We start from the raw sequence: 20327 nt of genomic DNA, 5'->3' as shown, positions 1-20327 counted from the left end.
AGTTGTTGGTTGAGCCAGAGTGATAAAGCGTGATCGATGCCACGCATAGGACTTCAATTATGATAAAAAAACAGCATTTAACTCCATCAATCTGTCGCTCTTTTTGTAAATGCGCTGAAGGATTCACCCGAAGCCAACCGATAAGATAATAATTACGCCAGAAAAAACAGGAAACTAAAAAACTCAAAAAAAAATAAAAAAAACCAATAAAAATCTTGAACAACCCATCAGATTAGAAAAATTAAAATTTCAATTGACATAAAAATAATGCACAGTAGTGTTGAGTACTGGCTAGCAAGTATGCACAGGATTTATTAGAAATAATAAGGATGTTTATGAATAAGAATATTTCAGGAATAAATTATTTCGGCTCAACCCTAAGCAGCCTCACTTCCAACTTGATCATGTACTGTTCTCGAGAAAAAACCCCGACAGGGGTAGTATGGTATACTAAAGTGCTCAGCCCCGATTTGTTTTTGCACATGGATAACTCATCCCCCATTAATATTAATAATAAACTGTACTCACAGGGAGAGGGTTTTCACGAAAGAGAAAGTATAATGGTGCCGTTCCCATAAGGATAAAGAGATGAAAATAGTTAAAATGGCAAGTATTTTTCTTAAAGAGCAAATGCGCACCCCTTTAAGTGTAATCTGGAGCGTAATATCACCAACAGTACTTTTTTTCTTCTTGCATTTTGATGACATTGATAAAAAATCCGGAGATACCAAATGGCTTAGGGAGCAGCTTGGATGGTTCATTGGATACATATCATTATCAGTTATTCTCTTTAGCTATTGCCTTTATCTTATTGGTCGCCGAGAGAGTGGTTTTATAGCTACTTTCATATACAGCCGAACGAGCAAGATGGTTTTTATTTTCTCTCAAATGCTGGCATCACTGGTAATGTTATTTCTTTACCTTTCTTTTTTTCTCATAATCGTGTGTACTGGCTTTCAAGTTCTACCTGGAGTGGACTTTATTTTTCTTATCACTTCAAGCATGGCTATCTCAATGCTGATGATGTCTGCTTTTACATGGCTTGCGGGCATTCCGGTTACTTTCCCCACTGCCAATATTATTTTTTCAGTGCTTTTGACGATTTTTATGATTTTTATGATTTTTGGCGTCATAGCTATGAAAACGGAGATGACTTTCATTTCATTTACTAATAGCATCAATCCAATATTAATCTACTCTAAGTGCCTTTCGCTTAGAGGAGCATCTTTAATTTCAATAGGCACTGAATTATTTTATTTCCTGATGATGATACTGAGTCTAATAACTGTTTATCGTTTCAGAACAGAACCCGTGTGGAGCGCTCAATGACATCAGACATTTTTTCCGCCAACAACCTTTCATTTTCATATATTGATGACAATCCAGTACTAAACAAGTTAACGTTTAATATTGGCAGCGGGCAACTATTAGGCCTTCTAGGTGAAAATGGAGCTGGAAAGTCAACGCTCTTTAATATAATTAAAGGGATCCACACTGATTATGAGGGAACGCTATGCCGGAATTTTTCTCCATCAGAGCTAATCGCATTACCTCAAACGATTAACTTGTCAGGAACACTAAAAAACCATGAAGTATTCGATCTAATATGCTGCTTCAATAATCTTAAGACTTCTCAAGCCAAGGAAATACTCAAATCGCGCTGGAGCGAGGAGTTTTTTTATCGTTTCGAAAAAATAAAATCAAAAAGAACGTATGCTGTGAGTTATGGTGAAAAAAGATGGTTGCTCATTTCGCTTATGCTTGGGCTTTGCGATCGTGCAAAGTTTATCATACTCGATGAGCCCACAGTGGGTATAGACATACAGTATAGAATACTTATATGGGAACTTATTGATAAAGTAGTCAAGGAGGGGCGTACAGTTTTCTTTTCCACTCATATTTTCGATGAACTTACCCGTAGAGATATTCCATTTTTAATGTTATCCCAGGCAGGTATTAAACTGCATTCAAATGTTCATGCCTTCATGGTAGCTGGGCACGCCCAGACTCCTGAGGAAGCATTTATTAATGAGATAATGCCCAGGAGAAAAAATGATTGAGTACATACATCAAACCTACGCAGGGCTGCAGGTCAGGGACGTAGCTCAAGAAAACTGTACTTTCATTGACTGTGATTTCATCGGGTGCAGCTTTGAAAAAGTTCGTTTGCGTCAGTTTGAGTTCGAAAACTGCAGGTTTACAGATAGTTCAATCGGGCTGATAACTCAGTCATTTATGAGAATGAACGATGTCATTTTCCGCAATTGTTTTATTCAAGGGGTTTCGCTTAATGGTTTGACCATTCCGCACTCACTCTCCTTCTACGATTGCCGACTCAGCTTAGTCGATTTTATTAATCTGGCGTTGCAAAACAGTGCTTTCAGCAGCTGCTCCTTTAAGGAGTGTTCCTTTGAGGATTGCAATCTTAAGAAAAGCTGCTTTACGAATTCTGCCTTTTCATACTGCGAGTTTCGCCGAACAGATCTTTCCGACTGTGACTTTTCGGATACGGAAGGGCTCGATATTAATCATGAGATAAATATTATTAATAATATAAAGCTGCCTCAAACTGCAGGGAATAAAATCCTTAAGAGAATGGGTATTTCCATTTCATAACCCTGAACTAAAGGCATCTCTATTACAACAGCATCGAAGCATTCGGGTAAGTGGTAACGCGGACGGCACAGCATGAAGCCATCCGCGTTCGATCAATCACTGACTCATGGCATCCTTTTTCATGCCATCTTTGCTCATTGAATCTTTGCCCATGCTGTCTTTCTTCATCGCATCCTTCGACATGGCATCCTTCGACATTGCGTCTTTCTTCATGCCGTCTTTTTTCATACAGTCATGGCCCATCTTATCTTTGCCCATTGAATCCTTGCCCATACAGTCGTGGGACATATGGCTCATGCTCTCTTTCTTCATGCTGTCCGCTGCGTGTGCCGCCCCGCTCAGACCCATCATCATCACGCCAGAGATCATCACTGCATTGATTAACTTTTTCATGGTATTTCCTTAATAGTAAGAGTGCACAGAGTGTGCAGATATAGCATTGTTATTCGCGGCGTTAGCTGCCGCCAAACCAGTTGTAGCCCTGATCTTCCCAGTAACCGCCCGGGAAGGTATTAGTCACTTCGATAACCTGAATATGCTTAGGATTTTTATACCCGAGCTTGGTGGGCATCCTCAGCTTCATGGGATAACCGTACTTTGGTGGCAGGATCTGCCCGTCATAAGTCAGCGCCAGCAGCGTTTGCGGGTGTAGCGCCGTTTTCATATCGATGCTGGTGTAGTAGTCGTCGGCACATTTGAAGCTGATGTACTGTGCGCTAAGGTCAGCGCCGATCAGCCGCAGGAAGTCGGCAAACGGCACCCCGCCCCATTTACCAATCGCACTCCAGCCCTCAACGCAGATATGGCGCGTCACCTGGCTGACCTGCGCCATGTTGTACAGCTCGGGCAGCGACCAGCTGCGTTTATCCAGCACCTTTCCGGCAATGTTCAGGCGGTAATCGTCGCCGCTGATCTGCGGAATATCCTCTTCGCCATAAAAGGCGTTAAACGGAAACGGGCGCGTGATGGCGGATTCGGCATATTCCGGTGCCAGGCGCTCGCTACCGAACAGCCAGTGCTGCACGCGGTCGTTGAAGCCGGAAACCGAATTCAGCGCCTTCTCGACTCCGGCGTTGTCGCTGATGTCACAGCCGGTCAGCATCGCCATGCCGCCGAGGGTTAACCCCTGGCGCAGAAAGCGGCGGCGTGAAGAGGACTCAAGCTGGCGGGCAATCAGCCGCTGCGCTTCTTTCACCACGTCCTGCGTCTCTGCAGGGCTGAATATCGTGCTTATGATCTTTTTCATCGTCTCTCCTTAACGTCCGCGCAGCATCGCCAGCAGCGTTTTCGGCACCACCGCGACCATCACCACGTGCAGCAGCACAAATCCCAGCAGCGAGGCCATCGCCAGAAAGTGCACGTAGCGCGCCGTGTCGTAGCCGCCCAGCAGCTCGCGCAGCAGCGGAAACTGCACCGACTTCCACAGCACCAGCCCGGAAAGCACCAGGATCACGCCGTCAAACATCACAAACAGATAGGCCAGCCGCTGCACCATGTTGTAGTGGCGCGGATCGCTGTGCTGCAATTTACCGCGCAGCGCGGCGCCGAGGTCCGCCAGCAGCCCGCGCAGATTAAGCGGCCAAAATTTTCGCTTTATCCGCCCGCTGGCCACGTTCATCACCAGGTAAAACAGGCCGTTGAACCCAAACAGCCACATGGCGGCAAAGTGCCACTGCAGCGCGCCGCCGAGCCAGCCGCCAAGGGTGATTTCAGCGGGAAAGTTGAAATCAAACAGCGGTGAGGCGTTGTAAATGCGCCAGCCGCTGGTGACCATCATCAGCACCGCCAGCAGGTTGAGCCAGTGCGTCAGCCGTAGCCACAGTGGATGGATAATCTCAGGCCGGCTGCCTGCTTCCCCGGTTGACACGTTCATGATGTTTGACCTCAGCGACTCCGTTGCGATGAGGCAGTATTGCCCGGATAAGTTCCCGAAGACCTCACGCAGAGTTAAACAAAATGTGATAACTCCGCGGCAGGCGGGTGTGTAAACTGAGCGATATTAAGGCTGACATTGGCGGGCAGAATGGAAAACGGCAAACGTATTTTAATCGTGGAGGATGATGGCGATATCGCCGAGCTGCTGGGGCTGCATCTGCGCGACGAGGGCTACGAAATCACCCACGCTGCCGACGGGGATCGGGGGGCGGCACTGCTGGAAAAAGGCGGCTGGGATGCGCTGATCCTTGACCTGATGCTGCCGGGCGTCGACGGGCTGGAGATCTGCCGCCGGGCGCGCAATATGACGCGCTATACGCCAATCATCATCATCAGCGCCCGCTCCAGCGAAGTGCATCGCGTGCTCGGGCTGGAGCTGGGCGCGGACGATTATCTCGCCAAGCCGTTTTCGATGCTGGAACTGGTGGCCCGGGTTAAGGCGCTGTTTCGCCGCCAGGAGGCGATGAGCCGTAATCTGAAGATGGATGCCGGGACGCTGAGCTTCTCCGGGCTGCTGATTGATCCGATCTCGCGCGAGGTGATGCTAAATCAGCAGCCCATCGAGCTGACCCCACGCGAGTTCGACCTGCTCTATTTCTTTGCCAAAAGCCCCGGCAAAGTATTTTCGCGCCTCAACCTGCTGAATCAGGTATGGGGCTACGAGCACGAAGGCTACGAGCATACGGTGAATACGCACATCAACCGGCTGCGCATCAAAATCGAAGCTAACCCCGCCGAGCCGCAGCGCATTCTTACCGTCTGGGGCAAGGGCTATAAATTTGTCGCTGAGGCGCACGACGCCCGGGAAAACCTATGAAACGACTTACGCTCTCGCAGCGCCTGATGCTGGTGTTTATCGTGCTGCTGATCGCCTGCTGCGCCATCTCCGGCTGGCTGCAGGTGCGTTCCGCCAGTCAGTATAGCCAGGCCGTGACGCAGCGGCTGTCGGTTAACCTCGCCAGCCAGATCGTCAGTAACAACCCGCTGCTCAGCGCGCAGGGGCTGGATCGGGGCGCGGTCCACAAGCTGTTTGACCAGCTGATGGCGGTTAACCCGAGCGTGGAAGTGTATCTGCTGGACAGCAGCGGCAAGATCATTGCCAATGCTGCCCCAGCGGGAAAACTGCTGCGCCAGCAGGTTGATCTGGCTCCGGTGCACCAGCTGCAGGCCGGTGCGGCGATGCCGATCTACGGCGATAACCCGCGCGATCCCGCACGGCCGCAGGTGTTCAGCGCCGCGCCGTTGAAAATGGGCGACAGCGTGCAGGGCTACGTCTATATCATACTGCAGGGCGAGGAGTATTCGCTGCTGGCCAGCGCCGCGCAGCGCCACTCGGCGGTGCTGATGGCGCTGCGATCGATGGGGCTGGTACTGCTACTGGGTGGCATTGCCGGGTTCTTCGCCTTCCGCTGGGTCACGCGCCCGGTGCGCAGGCTGACTCAGCAGGTGGCCGGGCTGGATGACGACGGCATTGATGCCATCCGCGCCCTGGCTCATACCCCCCTGCCGCCGGGCAAACCGCAGGATGAGGTCGCGCAGCTGCAGCAGGCGTTTGTCCAGCTGGCGCAGCGTATTGACCAGCAGTGGCAGAGCCTGACGCAGCAGGATCGGCTACGGCGTGAGTTTGTCGCCAATATTTCCCACGATCTGCGCACCCCGCTCACTTCGCTGCACGGCTATCTGGAAACGCTGTCGGTGAAGGCCGATACGCTCAGCGTGGAGGATCGCCAGCGCTACCTTGGCATCGCGCTGGCGCAGAGTAAGAAAGTGGGCCGTCTGGCGCAGGAGCTGTTCGAACTGGCGCGGCTGGAATATGGCGTGGTGAAACCGCAAAAGGAGACGTTCTGCCTGAGTGAGCTGGTGCAGGACGTGATGCAAAAATTTGAGCTGACGGCTGAATCCCGCCACCAGCAAATCCGGGTAACTGCCGCGCCGGGCATTCCGCTGGTCACGGCCGATCTCGGCATGATGGAGCGGGTGCTGACCAACCTGCTGGACAACGCCTTGCGCCATACGCCAGAGCATGGGCTGATTGAGATTGAGATGACGCAGCAGGCTGGCAAAGTACAGGTTCAGGTCAATGACAGCGGGCCGGGGATAGCCGCTGAACTGCGCGAAGATCTGTTTGTGCGCCCTTCGCTGCTGAATGCGCGCAGGCATCGCGCTGGCGGGCTGGGATTGATGATCGTGCGGCGTATTTTGCAGCTGCATGACAGCGATATTAAGCTGGTCGATCGCCAGCAGCGCGGCGCCTGTTTCCAGTTTTTTGTGCCGGTGTGAAAGAGGGGTCAGGTAAGGCGGGCTGACCGAAAAAGAGGGTCAGCCCCTACAAAGGTGGCCGTAGGGGTCGACCGCTTTTCTGGTCGACCCGATTTGTACCCGATCGATCAGGAAAGGATTTTCTTCTCGGCAAGATCGAGCGCGAAGTAGCTGAAAATAATATCGGCACCGGCGCGTTTAATCGCCCCCAGGCTTTCCAGCGCCACGTCGATCTCGCTGATGGCCCCCGCCTGCGCGCCGAACTTAATCATCGCGTACTCACCGCTTACCTGATACGCCGCCAGCGGCAGCCGGGTATGTTCACGCACGTCGCGCAGGATATCCAGATAGGCACCCGCCGGTTTCACCATCAGCGCATCCGCACCTTCCGCTTCGTCGATCAGCGATTCGCGGATCGCTTCACGGCGGTTCATCGGGTTCATCTGGTAGGTTTTACGGTCACCTTTCAGCGAAGTTCCTGCCGCCTCACGGAACGGGCCGTAGAAGGATGAGGCAAACTTGGTGGAGTAGGACATGATGGCAGTATCGGTAAAGCCTGCCGCATCCAGCGCCTGGCGGATCGCGCCCACCTGGCCGTCCATTGCTGCAGAAGGAGCAATAAAGTCCGCTCCGGCTGCTGCCGCGACTACCGCCTGCTTGCCGAGGTTAATCAGCGTCGCGTCATTATCCACGCCATGATCGTGCAGCACGCCGCAGTGGCCGTGGCTGGTGTATTCGCAGAAGCAGGTATCGGACATCACGATCATTTCCGGCACGGTCTCTTTACAGATGCGCGACATACGCGCCACCAGCCCGTTTTCATTCCAGGCATCGCTGCCGTCAGCATCGGTATGGTGAGAGATACCAAAGGTCATGATCGACCGCACGCCCGCTTTGGCAATGCGCTCAATCTCATACGCCAGGCGTTTTTCAGGAATACGCATCACGCCCGGCATCGCCATAATCGGCTTATAGTCGTCAATCTCTTCCTCAACGAAGATCGGCAGCGCCAGATCGTTCAGGCTAAGGGTATTTTCCTGGAACAGGGAGCGAAGAGAAGCGGTTTGACGAAGGCGTCTTGGGCGCTGAGCGGGAGAGTAAGTGGACACAACAACCTCAGTTTTAGCGGATCATCCAGCGGATAAGCGATATCCGTGGAGAGAAAGATGAATAGTGTGCTAACAGTATACTTCCGGGCGCCGGATGACAATCTTTGCGGGCTTTTCTGGACCTCGTAACGGCACAGAATGCGCATAAGTATTTACAGATATTTCATAATAGTGCTTGTAATATTAACGGGTTAGCGCTTTTATTGAGCAACCTACCGTCAATATAGGGAAACCACCATGAGTCAGAACGCTCCCCTGAAGTTTGTTACTTTGCTCGGCAGCCTGCGGGCCGCATCACTGAATGCCGTTGTCGCTAACAGCCTGCCGCAGCTGGCTCCGGCCGGGGTAGAGATCAGCCCGCTGGGGTCGATTGCCGACTTCCCCCACTATGACGCCGATATCCAGGCGGAAGGTTTCCCTGAAGCCGTGCTGGCGATGGGGGCCGCCATTGCGGCGGCTGACGGCGTGGTCATTGTGATGCCGGAATATAACTATTCGGTGCCGGGCGCGCTGAAAAATGCCATTGACTGGCTGTCGCGCCTGCCGGATAACCCGCTGGCAGGGAAACCGGTGGCGATCCAGACCGCGTCGCCGGGGGCCATTGGCGGTGCGCGTGCCCAGTATCATCTGCGTCAATCCATGGTGTTTCTTAACGCTCAGGTGCTGAATAAGCCGGAAATCATGATTGGCCAGGCCGCCACGCGTATTGATGTGGAAAACGGCACCGTGACTGACGAAAGCACCCGTCATCACCTCAGCGCACAGCTGGAAGCGCTCGCCCTGCTGGCACGTCGCAACGACTGACTGCGCACAAATGCGGCAGTCGTTTGTGCCGCTTCGCCATATCCCGTCCATACTGAATAGATTGCAAAATCGATTCAGGAGTAGTGATGGGATTTCTTGGCTGGACCGCTGCCACCGGCGGTCTGTTATTACTGATGTCGCTGGCATCGGGCTGGATTACGCGCGGCCCGGTGACGGCGTTTGCTCTCTATTTGATTGCCGGTATCCTCTGCGGCCCGTGGGTGCTGGACCTGCTGCGTGTGGATATTGCTGCCCACGCCACGCTGGCCAAAAACCTGACTGAGATTGCCATGGCCGCCTCGCTGTTTATCACCGGGCTGAAGCTCCGGCTGCCGATCAAAAGCCCCGGCTGGCATATGGGGCTGCGTCTGGCGTTTCCAGGCATGCTGCTGACGGTGGCGGGCGTGACGCTGGCCGCACACTGGCTGGCCGGATTCTCCTGGCCGCTGGCGCTGGCATTTGGCGCTATCGTCGCCCCCACTGACCCGGTGCTCGCCAGCCTGATTTCAGTCAACGACGCACGCGATAACGATAATCTGCGCGTCTCGCTCTCCAGCGAGGCCGGAATGAATGACGGCACCGCCCTGCCATTGCTGATGCTGGCGGTGGCGCTGCTGACCGGCAGCGGAGAAATGTCCTGGGGGTATCTCAGCCACTGGGCACTGGTCGACGTGCTGTGGGCGGTGGTCGGCGGGAGCGCTATCGGCTTTGTGCTCGGCAAGCTGATTGGGCAGTATGCCGCGCACCTGCGCCACACGCATCAGGATGTTGCCCCGAATGATTTCCTGGCGCTGGCGCTGATTGCCCTGAGCTACAGCGCAGCGCAGGCGCTGGATGCTTCCGGCTTTCTCGCCGCTTTCGCCGCCGGGGTTGGGCTGCGCCGCGCCGAAATGCGCGTGGTGCGCCATTTCCCGACCGAAGAGTTCCAGGATAGCGACTGTCATCCACCGGCTGAAGAGCTGATTAACCCCAACGCCCGCCATATGATTGAGGGCACCAATCCGGCCAGCTCTGCCGGGCTGGTGGTGAGCGATGCGCTCTCCTTCGGCGATACCATCGAACGGCTGTTTGCCGCGGTGATCATTATCGTGCTTGGGGTGACGCTGGCGCAGCACTGGAACGTGGACGGGCTGCTGCTGGCCGCGCTGCTGTTCCTGATTATTCGCCCGCTGTCGGTTTGGATTGCCACGCTGGGCATGCACACACCGCGCCTGCAGCGCGCCACGATTGGCTGGCTGGGCATTCGCGGAATTGGCAGCATTAACTATATTGCCTGGGCCTATACCCACGGGCTGTCGGGGGAGGAAGTGACGCGCATGGCGGATATGGCGTTTACGCTGATCGTCGCCAGCGTGGTGGTACACGGCATCTCGGTAACGCCGTGGTTGAACTGGCGTCAGTCACAAATCGATCGCCACTGACGCCAGTAACTCAGCCTGCGTGCTCGTTACCAGGCTGTTTAAAAACCGCTGGCCGGGCGAGATAGGTCTTCAGGATATCGTGTTTCACCAGCAGATAGATAATGCCGATAAAGATCAGGATTTCTGAAAACACCAGCGCGCAGGCCGCACCCAACGCACCAAACTTCCACGCAAGCAGGCAGCAGGCCGGGATATTAATCCCGCCAACGATAAACATCAGGTACATGCGCTGCTTGGTCAGGCCGTGCGGAATGAGGATCTGCAGGCCAGCCGGGTAGCTGATATTACCGAAGATAAAGCCACACACCGCCACCCGCAGCACGTCTGCCGACTCATGGAAGGCTGGCCCGAGCAGGATGCGCACCACAATATCGGCGAAGAAATAAGTGAAAATCACGATAAACAGGCTGAGCAGGAACGATAGCGTGATGCTCTTACGCGTGGCCGCGATTGCCGCTGCGCGGTCTTTGTTAAACAGATGGCTGACGCGGGGGAAGAAGGCGTTCCCGATCTGCTCCGGCACCGAGTTCGCGGCTTTTTTCAGGCGGTCTGCCCCGTTATACAGCCCGACCATATAGGTGCTGGTCATCGACGCTAAGATCAGCACGTTGATGTTGTTAAACATATTGGCGCCGAAAATTGACAGGAACACGTGCAGGCTGTCTTTCATGCGCTGCAAAATTTCCCGGGGCTGGAAGCGGTAGAAGCCGATGATATCCATCTTCACGACAATCGACAGCGTGATAATTGCGGTAACGAAAGCGACAACGCCCGGGATCAGCGCTGCCAGCCAGGTATCATCCGGGGTTTTTACCAGCAGGAAAGTCAGCGGGATAGAGGTCAGCTGACCAATCGTCGAGATAATCGCCGTCTTGCCCAGCTTCTCAAAGCCCTGCATAAGCCAGCCAAACGACAGCAGCTGACCGTACAACACCGTAGCGTTAGCCAGCACGATGTAGAACAGGTTATGCCAGGCCGGATTGAACCAGGTGACCATCAGCAGTACCGCCAGTGAGGCTGTGCCGAGCAGCAGCTTGGCGTTGAACGTCGACCAGAACAGCTCGGTGACTTTCAGCTTATTATCACGATGCTCTGCGATATCTTTGGTGGTGTAAACGTTGAATCCCCAGTCGGAGATGGTACTGCAGTACATCACGCAGGCCAGGCCCAGCGCCAGTAACCCCATATGTTCAACGCCCAGGATGCGTGCCAGGTAAGGCAACGTCACCAGTGGGATGATGAAAGAAGCGCCACGGTAGGCCAGCAGTGAGAGAACATTTATTAACAAGCCTTTATCAATTACTTTTGCCATGAGTCTCTAACCTTGCGCCTTGCGAAGTCCTCGCTTTAATTTAATCAGATTAGAGTACAGTTCGGGTTGTTTTAACAATAGCCAGTTGCCTGTACCGCCCGGTTTCAGATTTTTCCCGAAATAATTAATCGCATTTTTAACGTAATCCGGCACCGGATTGTTGCTGGCGAGCGAAAGATTAATCATTAATTTGAAGGAGTGGATCAGATAAAGTCGACGCAATTCATGACGTTCTTCCATTCCGCTTGTCAACTTCATCAGCTTTTCATAGCAGGAGATAAAGGCATCATAACGCTGACGGAAGAAACTTTCCGCTTTGGCGCTATTGGTCAGTGAGCCCTGGCGAACGCGCTGACGATAATAAATATTGGTACTGACAAAGGCAATTCGACTGCAGAGGAATGCCCCCAGCGTGTAGCAATGGTCTTCATGCACCCGATGGATATATTTCAAATTGTGTTTCTCAATAACTTCCCTTTTAAGCACGTAGTTCCAGCTCGCCGAGGTATATCCACCATGGCTTAACAAATTGCGGAAAACCGTCGCCGGGCGCAGCAGACCAAACTGCTGATGCTGCACTTTTGGCCAGCTGCGTTCAGGGGCATTATCGGCAAACATTGAGGAGTTGAAGCAGAACAGTTCCAGCTCAGGATACTGGCTGTATGTCGCCTGTAACTCTGCGAAAAAGCCATTGGTAACAACATCATCTGGGTCGCAGCAAAAGACGAATGTTCCCTGTGCGAGGCTGATGCCGTAGTCACGGGCCTGGCCCGCGCCGCCATTGGACAGGGTGACAATTTTCACTCGTTCATCATTGCCGTAGGCCTGCTCGACGCGGGCCAGGGTGTCGTCGGTCGAACCGTCATTGACGATAATAATTTCATTGGGTGCCGCTAACTGCACCAGCAATGAATCAACGCACTCGACAATATAGTTAGCCACGTTATACGCAGGGATGATCACTGACAGCAATTTTTGAGTCATCACGTAAATCTCTTAATCTCGAAGTTAATTTAATTAACACCAGATAAAATAAAATATCAACGCCACTTTAATTCCTGCATGGGGTTTCGGATAAAGCCGATCTTTTTTAAGAAATCGCATAAGAATCAGATAAGAAACCCTAAAACATCCTCAGCAAAATCATTAGCGAGAAAACAAATAAACAGAGATTAAACGGCCCACGGATAATTACATCCATTTATTTAAAACGTAATTTATCGCTAATGATTACATTAAGGTTAACTTAAGGAAAAAATGGACGCGTTTTCTACTATTAACGTCCAGTAAACGAAAAGCGCCACCAGGAATATTCTTAGCTTGAATTTATTGCCAATGGTAAGCATGTAGTGAGGATATTCTTATTTCACGCGTTAAGGAGCAAAAGGTAAAAAAACAGGTTTCCTGAAAAATCTGTAGCTTAGCTCCTCTGACTGCTTCTCTCTCCTCCTGCCCGCTCTTAGTTCATCCCGGTGTAATATTTACACTCTTTTCAGCATCAAGCAGAGAACGTCAACCCGCTGCGCTTGTAAACGCGGGTGATTCAGCACCGTTTAAAACAGATAATTCTCATAGATCTGACTTTTTTTAAGCAAAAAAAGCATCAGCCAGCGTGATGATAATCACACTTTCACCGCAAAGTGGCTCGGTCGTCAGATACAAACTCACACCCGGTTACCGTTTGCCGCCGCAAACTCTCATTAGTAAAACCAGCTGATAAAGCGATCTCCCAGCGTCCGGGAGACAAAATCCCTGCTAATGATAAAATCCTTTAATAAGTTAATCCCAGGTTAACAAATTCATCATCGGGAAATCGCTACCCGCTGACTATCAACCGGCTTCAAAGGCCCGTCATTGCCGGGTTATGCTGACCTGTGCACGGACAGTCGCTGGCCGCCCTGCTGGCTTTAGGCGATGGGATCGGTGGTGAAGTGGCTCATGCGGTGGGGCTGGAGGTGACCGCTGAAGGAGTGGAAATCAGCGGTCAGTGAGTGTGCTGGCAAGGCGGGAGGCAGTCAGAGCCATGCCAGCCGGGTGAGACGGCGTTTAGTGGCTGACGTTGGCATCAGCCGGTGGCGGCGACAGCTTTTGCGGCTGCGCTTCCCGGCTCTTGCGCGTCAGGTCTTTATGCAGGCTGACCATATACAGCAGGATCACCACGGAGAACGGCACGCCGCAAATGACTACCGCCGTCTGCATCGCATTGAAGTTCCCGGCATACAGCAGCCCGGCGCAGACCAGAGTGGTCACCGCCGCCCAGAAGATACGTAACCAGGCCGGCGCATCATCGCTGGAGGTTCCCCCCTTGCTGGAGAGGTTGGCGATCATCAGCGTGCCGGAATCGACCGGCGTCAGGAACAGCAGGAAGCTGATCACCACGGTGAAGCCAGACACAATGTGGGTGAACGGCAGATACTCAAACAGTTTGAATATCGACATCGGCGGGTCGGTCAGCGCCACCTTTCCTAAAATAGCATCACCATGTTCCAGCACCAGACTGATGGCGGTATTGCCGAAAATGGAGAGCCACGCCAGGGTAAAACCGAGCGGGATCAGCAGCACGCCGAGGATCAGTTCACGAATGGTACGGCCTTTTGAGATACGGGCAATAAACAGCCCGACAAACGGCGCCCAAGCCACCCACCACGCCCAGTAAAACAGCGTCCACGCGCCCTGCCACTTCTCCGCCTTGCCATACAGATAAACATCAAAGCTGCGGCTGACAATGGTGGAGAGATAATCACCCACGTTTTGCAGCATGCCGTTCAGCAGGCTGAGCGTCGGCCCACTCAGGAAGACAAACAGCAGCAGCAGGCAGAGGAAGCCGACGTTAATGTTCGATAGCATGGCGATGCCCTTCTCCACGCCGCTGACCGCGGCAAAGGTTGCCACGATCATCATCACCACGATCAACCCCAGCAGCACGCCCGGCGTTTGCGGCACGCCAAACAGATAGTTAAGGCCGGAGTTAACCAGCAGCGCGCCAATCCCGAGGTTGGTAACCATCGAAATCACCGTGACGAGGATGCCGAAACTGTCCACCAGATGTCCGGGCCAGCCGTGGGTGCGCTCACCAAACAGCGGATAGAGTGCGGAGCGCAGTGCCAGCGGCTGACCGCGGCAGTAGGCGAAATAGGCCAGCGCCACGCCAATCAGCGCATACAGCGCCCAGCCGTGTAGCCCCCAGTGCAGAAAGGTGATCGCCATCGCCTGTCGCGCCGCTTCCACGGTGCCGCCTGCCCCTTCCGGGGGCTGCAGGAAATGGTCGAGTGGTTCATAAGCGCCGTAGTACACCAGCGCGATACCGATGCCCGAAGAGAACAGCATCGCCACCCATGACGGGTAGCTGAACTGCGGGGCTTCGCCCTCTTTACCGAGCCGGATGTTACCGTGGCGTGAACAGGCCAGCCAGAAAACAAACCCCATGCACAGCACCATCAGCAGCATGTAGTACCAGCCGAACACATCGGTTATCCACAATTGAGCGTGGCTCAGCCACTGCTCGCTGCCTGCCGGGAACAGCACCAGCAGGATGCCGAGCACTAAAATCACCAGCGATGAACTGATAAAAACCGGCCGATTGAGGCTCACCGATTCATCTTGATGCGTATTGCGATTTTCCACTGTCATCCATCATTCCTTGTTCATCTCACAAACCATTGCTGCAACATCTCATTATCAATTGAACATCATCTCATTGACATTGGGTGAGCCTATAGTATTTTAATTGAACGTTCAATCAATAATAAAACAGCCGATTCTTTCCCGTAATCTGCATCACAGATCGGGAGCACCGGGCAGCACGCAAGCCCCAACTTAAGGACAAGTCATATGGCTCAACTTCCCATTCAAAAACTGTATATCGATGGCCGCCTGACGGATGCCAGCGGCACAGAGACCTTCGAAACCATCAATCCCGCCACGGGGGAAAGCCTGGCGCAGGTGCAAATCGCCACTGCCGCCGACGTTGAACGTGCGGTGGAGAGCGCCGAACGCGGCCAGCGTATCTGGGCCGCCATGACCGGCACTGAGCGCGGGCGTATTCTGCTCAACGCCGTGGCGCTGTTGCGCGAGCGCAATGCCGAACTTGCTCTGCTTGAAAGCCTGGACACCGGCAAACCGCTGTCGGAGACCACGGCCGTGGACATTGTTACCGGGGCAGACGTGCTGGAGTATTACGCCGGTCTGGCGGCCGCCATTGAAGGCGAGCAGTATCCGCTGCGCAGCGGCAGCTTCTTCTATACCCGCCGCGAACCGCTGGGCGTTACGGCCGGGATCGGCGCGTGGAACTACCCCATTCAGATCGCGCTGTGGAAGTCGGCCCCGGCGCTGGCTGCGGGAAACGCGATGATCTTCAAACCGAGTGAGATTACCCCGCTCAGCGCGCTGAAGCTGGCGGCGATTTACAGCGAAGCGGGCGTGCCGGACGGGGTATTCAACGTATTGCAGGGTAGCGGCAGCACCGGACAGGCGCTGACCGTTCATCCGCGCATTGAAAAAATCTCCTTCACCGGCGGCGTGCCTACCGGCAAGAAAGTGATGGCCGCTGCTGCGGAGTCCTCACTGAAAGAGGTCACCATGGAGCTGGGCGGTAAATCGCCGCTGATTATCCTCGCCGATGCCGATATCGAACTGGCCGCCGACATCGCGATGATGGCGAACTTCTACAGCTCGGGCCAGGTATGTACCAACGGCACCCGCGTATTTGTCCCGCGCGCGCGCAAAGCAGAGCTGGAAGCGGCGCTGCTTGAACGGGTGCAGCGTATTCGCCCGGGGGATCCGCTGGAAATGGACACCAACTTCGGCCCGCTGGCCAGCTTCGCGCATCGTGACAAGGTGCTCGGCTATATCGCTTCCGGACTGCGTGAAGGCGCGCGCCTGCTGAGCGGCGGCGCGGCGATAAGCGGCGGGATGTTCGATACCGGTGCCTGGGTGCAGCCGACCATTTTTACCGACTGTGAAGATCATCACACCATCGTGCGCGAAGAGATCTTTGGCCCGGTGATGAGCCTGCTCAGCTATGACAGCGAGCAGGAAGCGATTCAGCGTGCCAACGATACCGTTTATGGCCTGGCTGCTGGGGTGGTAACGCCTGACCTGGCGAAAGCTCACCAGATTATCCACCAGCTGGAGGCGGGAATTTGCTGGATCAACAGCTGGGGAGAATCCCCCGCACAGATGCCGGTAGGTGGCTATAAGCAGTCTGGCGTCGGCCGCGAGAACGGCTTAACCGCTCTCCACCATTACACCCGCATCAAGTCGGTGCAGGTGTCGATGGAACGTTATCAGTCAATTTTTTAATGAGTAAAGGGAAGTGACCATGAGCAATCGCAGGGAATATGACTACATCATTATTGGCGCAGGTTCTGCCGGCAACGTACTGGCCACCCGCCTGACCGAAGATCCCGACGTGACGGTGCTGCTGCTGGAAGCTGGCGGCCCCGACTACCGCCAGGATTTCCGCACCCAGATGCCTGCGGCGCTGGCTTACCCGCTACAGGGCCGGCGCTATAACTGGGCATATCTGACCGACCCGGAACCGCATATGAACAATCGCCGCATGGAGTGCGGGCGCGGCAAAGGGCTGGGCGGCTCATCGCTGATCAACGGCATGTGCTACATCCGCGGCAACGCGATGGATTACGATAACTGGGCGCAGCAGGAGGGGCTGGAGAACTGGCGCTACCTCGACTGCCTGCCCTACTTCAAGATTGCCGAGCGGCGCGATATCGGCGGCAATGATTATCACGGCGATGCCGGGCCGGTCAGCGTCACCACGCCGAAAAGCGATAACAATATTCTGTTCCATGCCATGGTTGAGGCGGGCGTGCAGGCGGGTTATCCGCGCACCGAGGATCTGAACGGCTATCAGCAGGAGGGCTTTGGTCCGATGGACCGCACCGTGACGCCAAAAGGACGACGCGCCAGCACCGCACGCGGCTACCTCGATCAGGCGCGTCCGCGCAGCAACCTGACGATTGAAGTCCATGCGCTGACCGACCGCATTCTGTTCGAGCAGCAGCGCGCCGTCGGGGTGCTGTGGCAGCAGAAGGACCAGCCGCAGCAGGCGTATGCGAGACGCGAAGTGCTGCTGTGCGCCGGGGCGATTGCCTCCCCGCAGATCCTGCAACGCTCCGGCGTCGGCCCCGGCGCGCTGCTCTCTTCGCTGGACATCCCGCTGGTGCTTGACCTGCCCGGCGTGGGTGCCAATCTGCAGGACCACCTGGAGATGTATCTGCAGTACGAATGTACGCAGCCGGTCTCGCTGTCGCCCGCGCTGAAGCTGCACAATCAGCCGCTGATCGGCGCTGAATGGCTGCTGAACGGCACGGGAATTGGCGCCAGCAACCACTTTGAAGCGGGCGGCTTTATCCGCAGCCACGAAGAGTTTAGCTGGCCAAATATTCAGTATCACTTCCTGCCGGTGGCGGTGAACTATAACGGTTCGAACCCGATCCGCACCCACAGCTTCCAGGCACACGTTGGCTCAATGCGCTCCCCGAGCCGTGGCCGCGTCCAGGTGGTATCGAAGGATCCCAAAGCGCATCCGAGCATTCTGTTCAACTATATGTCGCACGAACAGGACTGGCGCGAGTTCCGGGCGGGGATCCGCATCACGCGCGAGATTATGCAGCAGCGCGCGCTGGATCCGTTCCGTGGCAAAGAGATTTCTCCGGGCGCAGAGTGCGTCAGCGATGCGCAGCTGGATGACTTCGTGCGCCATCATGCCGAAACTGCCTACCACCCTTCCTGCTCGAACGCCATGGGCTATCACAATATGGCGGTAGTGGGTAACGATGGCAAAGTTCACGGCATTGAGGGGCTGCGCGTGGTGGATGCATCGATTATGCCGCAGATCACCACCGGCAACCTGAATGCGCCAACGATTATGATTGCCGAGAAGATGGCTGATGTGATCCGTGGCCGTGCCCCGCTGCCAGCGGTGGAGGTGCCGTACTATCAGGCCAACGGCGCACCGGTTCGGCAGCCTCGATAAACACTGAGGGCGAGATTTCTCTCGCCCTTTTCTTTAGTCAGGCAGCACCGTCGCCGACAGGTGCGGCTGGTTGCGCAGCTTATTAATTACCAGCCAGCACAACGCGGTAAATACCCAGCCGATCAGCCACGAAATATCATTGCCGTCAAACCAGCTCACTAACGCCCCCTGATAAAAGCCATTGGCGACAAACGGCAGCTGCACCAGCACGCCCAGCGCATAGGTAAAAATGCCTGTCCAGTTCCAGCGCCCATAGCGGCCATCCGGATCGCTCAGCGCCGCAATATCCACCTTTCCGTGGGTAATAAAGTAGTAGTCGGTCAGGTTCATTGCGCTCCACGGCACGAAGAAGGCCAGCAGGAACAGCAGGAACTGGGTGAATGACTTAAGGAAAGAAGGTTCGCTAAGTATGGCAATACCGCAGGAGACCAGCATCATAGCGATGATAAACAGCATGCGCGCCCGCTCGCTAATCGCTGCACTTTTGCGGAAGCCGCAGACGATCGTCGCCAGCGACATAAAGCTGCCGTAGGCATTCAGGGTGGTAAAGGTGATTTTGCCAAAGCAGATGGTGAAATAGAGCACCAGCGCCATCGTGCCGCTCGATCCCAGCCCGACGATGTAACCCACCTCATTACCCGAGAAGGCACTGCCCGCCAGCGCTGCGGCAATCACCCCGAGCGTCATTGAGGCCTGGGTACCAAGCACCGTGCCGCTGAACACCGCCCAAAAGGTGCTGCGCGCTGAAACGCTGCGCGGCAGATAGCGCGAGTAGTCGGAAACATAGGGGCAAAAGGCGATCTGCCACGATGAGGAGAGCGACACCGCCAACAGGAACATCGGCAGAGAAAAATGGCGGTTCGCCAGCAGGCTGCTGACGTCATTTTCCATAAACAGGCGCAGGAAAAGATAGCAGAATGCCAGGATGCCAACCACGCTGGCGACTTTACCTAAGCCATGGATAAGACGGTAACCCAACGTCGCTACCACCATGATAATCACGGCAAACAGCATCATGCCGCTGCGGTCACCTACGCCGGCAAGATGCGCCAGCGCCTGCCCGGCCAGCACGGTGCCACTGGCGGAAAAGCCCACGTACATCATGCAGACCAGCAGCAGCGGGATCACCGCGCCATAAACGCCAAACTGGGTGCGGCAGGTAATCATCTGCGGCAGCCCAAGGCGTGGCCCCTGCACCGCATGCAGCGCCATCACTGCGGCCCCAATTACCTGTCCTGCCAGCAGCCCCACCAGCGACCAGACGACATCGCCGCCCAGGACTACGGTGAGCGCGCCGGTAATAATCGCGGTAATTTGCAGATTACCGCCGAACCACAGGGTGAACTGGCTGAACACCCGGCCATGGCGCTCGGCGTCGGGAATATAATCAATACTGCGGGTTTCGATAAGACGGCGTGGTTGAGGCTGCGCGCGCGATGATGTGACGGACATATCCAAACTCCTTGCCTGAAGTGATCTCACCACCGCGGGAACGGCGCGGCGACAGCGTCATGTTGAAAAATGGTTGTGCATTCTTGTCTATACAACCTTAAAAACACCGTGCCATATTTGGCTTTAGTCAGCAATCGTCTGGGTCATATTAAAAAGTTATGGAAGGATAATTACCCTTCTCAGTGGTGCAACAGACGACACTAATTGCACCATTCCACACTGTTAGATAATTATTTTTCTTTACGAAACAATGGGAAATTTACGCGGTGTAATCGCTTCCACCAAAAGTGTGATCTACGTCAAATCCCGCCATCCAGTGCGGCGTAATATCAGCCTCGCCGAGGGAGGGTATGCTGCCTGTCACTCACATTTATCAGTGGGCTTTTAATCTTTTTTTAACGCGCTGGTCGGAAGGTTTTGGC

At 54.5% G+C, this 20327-nt stretch carries 17 protein-coding genes; 9 read left to right on the top strand and 8 right to left on the bottom strand.

The window, feature by feature from the left end; translation table 11 throughout:
* Window positions 1-588 precede the first annotated feature (588 nt).
* From ACLI4M_RS19150 to ACLI4M_RS19140, 3 genes are read left to right on the top strand one after another with little or no spacing between them, the layout of a single operon-like run.
* Window positions 589-1329 (top strand): protein mcbE, encoded by a 741-nt coding sequence (locus tag ACLI4M_RS19150; RefSeq protein ID WP_133623835.1) that lies wholly within the window; start codon window positions 589-591, stop codon window positions 1327-1329.
* The gene (locus ACLI4M_RS19145) at window positions 1326-2060 is read left to right on the top strand and encodes an ATP-binding cassette domain-containing protein (protein WP_133623836.1); all 735 of its coding nucleotides are present in this window, start codon (window positions 1326-1328) and stop codon (window positions 2058-2060) included. Before ACLI4M_RS19150 ends, ACLI4M_RS19145 begins: the two co-directional genes overlap by 4 nt.
* Window positions 2053-2616: a pentapeptide repeat-containing protein gene (locus ACLI4M_RS19140; RefSeq protein WP_133623837.1), complete on the top strand. Its 564-nt coding sequence runs from the start codon at window positions 2053-2055 to the stop codon at window positions 2614-2616. Before ACLI4M_RS19145 ends, ACLI4M_RS19140 begins: the two co-directional genes overlap by 8 nt.
* Window positions 2617-2712: 96 nt before the next feature.
* Here ACLI4M_RS19140 and ACLI4M_RS19135 read toward each other — a convergent pair whose 3' ends face one another.
* The 3 genes from ACLI4M_RS19135 to ACLI4M_RS19125 form a co-directional block, all read right to left on the bottom strand.
* On the bottom strand, window positions 2713-3009 hold the full coding sequence (locus ACLI4M_RS19135) for a pentapeptide MXKDX repeat protein (protein WP_133623838.1): 297 nt from the start codon (window positions 3007-3009) through the stop codon (window positions 2713-2715).
* A gap of 61 nt (window positions 3010-3070) precedes the next feature.
* On the bottom strand, window positions 3071-3862 hold the full coding sequence (locus ACLI4M_RS19130) for a molybdopterin-dependent oxidoreductase (RefSeq protein WP_133623839.1): 792 nt from the start codon (window positions 3860-3862) through the stop codon (window positions 3071-3073).
* Between the two features lie 9 nt (window positions 3863-3871).
* Window positions 3872-4489: a cytochrome b/b6 domain-containing protein gene (locus ACLI4M_RS19125; protein WP_133623840.1), complete on the bottom strand. Its 618-nt coding sequence runs from the start codon at window positions 4487-4489 to the stop codon at window positions 3872-3874.
* A gap of 150 nt (window positions 4490-4639) precedes the next feature.
* On the opposite strand from ACLI4M_RS19125, the gene ACLI4M_RS19120 reads away from it, so the two are divergent.
* Window positions 4640-5368, top strand: coding sequence for a response regulator transcription factor (locus tag ACLI4M_RS19120; protein ID WP_133623841.1), 729 nt, complete (start codon window positions 4640-4642; stop codon window positions 5366-5368).
* Complete coding sequence (locus ACLI4M_RS19115; protein ID WP_133623842.1) at window positions 5365-6831, top strand: sensor histidine kinase; 1467 nt, start codon at window positions 5365-5367, stop codon at window positions 6829-6831. Before ACLI4M_RS19120 ends, ACLI4M_RS19115 begins: the two co-directional genes overlap by 4 nt.
* Before the next feature lie 107 nt (window positions 6832-6938).
* Here ACLI4M_RS19115 and hemB read toward each other — a convergent pair whose 3' ends face one another.
* Window positions 6939-7919, bottom strand: coding sequence for a porphobilinogen synthase (gene hemB / locus ACLI4M_RS19110; RefSeq protein WP_133623843.1), 981 nt, complete (start codon window positions 7917-7919; stop codon window positions 6939-6941).
* A gap of 237 nt (window positions 7920-8156) precedes the next feature.
* On the opposite strand from hemB, the gene ACLI4M_RS19105 reads away from it, so the two are divergent.
* Both ACLI4M_RS19105 and ACLI4M_RS19100 read left to right on the top strand, forming a co-directional pair.
* Entirely contained in the window at window positions 8157-8723 is a 567-nt protein-coding gene (locus ACLI4M_RS19105) for an NADPH-dependent FMN reductase (RefSeq protein ID WP_133623844.1), read from the top strand.
* Window positions 8724-8809: 86 nt separating this feature from the next.
* Window positions 8810-10144 (top strand): cation:proton antiporter domain-containing protein, encoded by a 1335-nt coding sequence (locus tag ACLI4M_RS19100; protein WP_133623845.1) that lies wholly within the window; start codon window positions 8810-8812, stop codon window positions 10142-10144.
* A gap of 10 nt (window positions 10145-10154) precedes the next feature.
* Here the strand turns inward: ACLI4M_RS19100 and ACLI4M_RS19095 are convergent, their stop codons facing one another.
* The 3 genes from ACLI4M_RS19095 to ACLI4M_RS19085 form a co-directional block, all read right to left on the bottom strand.
* Window positions 10155-11456 carry a flippase gene (locus ACLI4M_RS19095; protein ID WP_048915771.1) on the bottom strand — a complete coding sequence of 434 codons (1302 nt, stop codon included), beginning with the start codon at window positions 11454-11456 and terminating at the stop codon, window positions 10155-10157.
* Window positions 11457-11462: 6 nt separating this feature from the next.
* Window positions 11463-12440 carry a glycosyltransferase family 2 protein gene (locus ACLI4M_RS19090; protein ID WP_133625081.1) on the bottom strand — a complete coding sequence of 326 codons (978 nt, stop codon included), beginning with the start codon at window positions 12438-12440 and terminating at the stop codon, window positions 11463-11465.
* A 1062-nt stretch (window positions 12441-13502) separates the two neighbouring features.
* Window positions 13503-15086, bottom strand: a complete 1584-nt coding sequence (locus tag ACLI4M_RS19085) for a BCCT family transporter (RefSeq protein WP_133623846.1) — start codon at window positions 15084-15086, stop codon at window positions 13503-13505.
* A 201-nt stretch (window positions 15087-15287) separates the two neighbouring features.
* Here ACLI4M_RS19085 and betB point away from each other — a divergent pair, with 201 nt between their 5' ends.
* Window positions 15288-16757, top strand: coding sequence for a betaine-aldehyde dehydrogenase (gene betB, locus ACLI4M_RS19080; protein WP_133623847.1), 1470 nt, complete (start codon window positions 15288-15290; stop codon window positions 16755-16757).
* Between the two features lie 19 nt (window positions 16758-16776).
* Entirely contained in the window at window positions 16777-18453 is a 1677-nt protein-coding gene (gene betA / locus ACLI4M_RS19075; protein WP_133623848.1) for a choline dehydrogenase, read from the top strand.
* 33 nt (window positions 18454-18486) lie between these two features.
* Here the strand turns inward: betA and ACLI4M_RS19070 are convergent, their stop codons facing one another.
* The gene (locus tag ACLI4M_RS19070) at window positions 18487-19905 is read right to left on the bottom strand and encodes a purine-cytosine permease family protein (RefSeq protein ID WP_413449741.1); all 1419 of its coding nucleotides are present in this window, start codon (window positions 19903-19905) and stop codon (window positions 18487-18489) included.
* Between the last annotated feature and the right edge of the window lie 422 nt (window positions 19906-20327).

The organism is Erwinia sp. LJJL01 (assembly GCF_047300805.2).
Taxonomy (GTDB): Bacteria; Pseudomonadota; Gammaproteobacteria; order Enterobacterales; family Enterobacteriaceae; genus Erwinia; species Erwinia aphidicola.
The sequence above is the reverse complement of the archived record's forward strand: the minus strand, read 5'-3'. Positions and strand labels throughout refer to the sequence as shown.

Coding starts and splice junctions, on each gene's coding strand:
- ACLI4M_RS19115 (WP_133623842.1), top strand. CDS start 5,365: ATGAAACGACTTACGCTCTCGCAGCGCCTGATGCTGGTGTTTATCGTG.
- ACLI4M_RS19120 (WP_133623841.1), top strand. CDS start 4,640: ATGGAAAACGGCAAACGTATTTTAATCGTGGAGGATGATGGCGATATC.
- ACLI4M_RS19140 (WP_133623837.1), top strand. CDS start 2,053: ATGATTGAGTACATACATCAAACCTACGCAGGGCTGCAGGTCAGGGAC.
- betB (WP_133623847.1), top strand. CDS start 15,288: ATGGCTCAACTTCCCATTCAAAAACTGTATATCGATGGCCGCCTGACG.
- ACLI4M_RS19105 (WP_133623844.1), top strand. CDS start 8,157: ATGAGTCAGAACGCTCCCCTGAAGTTTGTTACTTTGCTCGGCAGCCTG.
- ACLI4M_RS19095 (WP_048915771.1), bottom strand. CDS start 11,456: ATGGCAAAAGTAATTGATAAAGGCTTGTTAATAAATGTTCTCTCACTG.
- ACLI4M_RS19150 (WP_133623835.1), top strand. CDS start 589: ATGAAAATAGTTAAAATGGCAAGTATTTTTCTTAAAGAGCAAATGCGC.
- ACLI4M_RS19145 (WP_133623836.1), top strand. CDS start 1,326: ATGACATCAGACATTTTTTCCGCCAACAACCTTTCATTTTCATATATT.
- ACLI4M_RS19070 (WP_413449741.1), bottom strand. CDS start 19,905: ATGTCCGTCACATCATCGCGCGCGCAGCCTCAACCACGCCGTCTTATC.
- ACLI4M_RS19100 (WP_133623845.1), top strand. CDS start 8,810: ATGGGATTTCTTGGCTGGACCGCTGCCACCGGCGGTCTGTTATTACTG.
- ACLI4M_RS19135 (WP_133623838.1), bottom strand. CDS start 3,009: ATGAAAAAGTTAATCAATGCAGTGATGATCTCTGGCGTGATGATGATG.
- ACLI4M_RS19085 (WP_133623846.1), bottom strand. CDS start 15,086: ATGACAGTGGAAAATCGCAATACGCATCAAGATGAATCGGTGAGCCTC.
- ACLI4M_RS19090 (WP_133625081.1), bottom strand. CDS start 12,440: ATGACTCAAAAATTGCTGTCAGTGATCATCCCTGCGTATAACGTGGCT.
- ACLI4M_RS19130 (WP_133623839.1), bottom strand. CDS start 3,862: ATGAAAAAGATCATAAGCACGATATTCAGCCCTGCAGAGACGCAGGAC.
- betA (WP_133623848.1), top strand. CDS start 16,777: ATGAGCAATCGCAGGGAATATGACTACATCATTATTGGCGCAGGTTCT.
- ACLI4M_RS19125 (WP_133623840.1), bottom strand. CDS start 4,489: ATGAACGTGTCAACCGGGGAAGCAGGCAGCCGGCCTGAGATTATCCAT.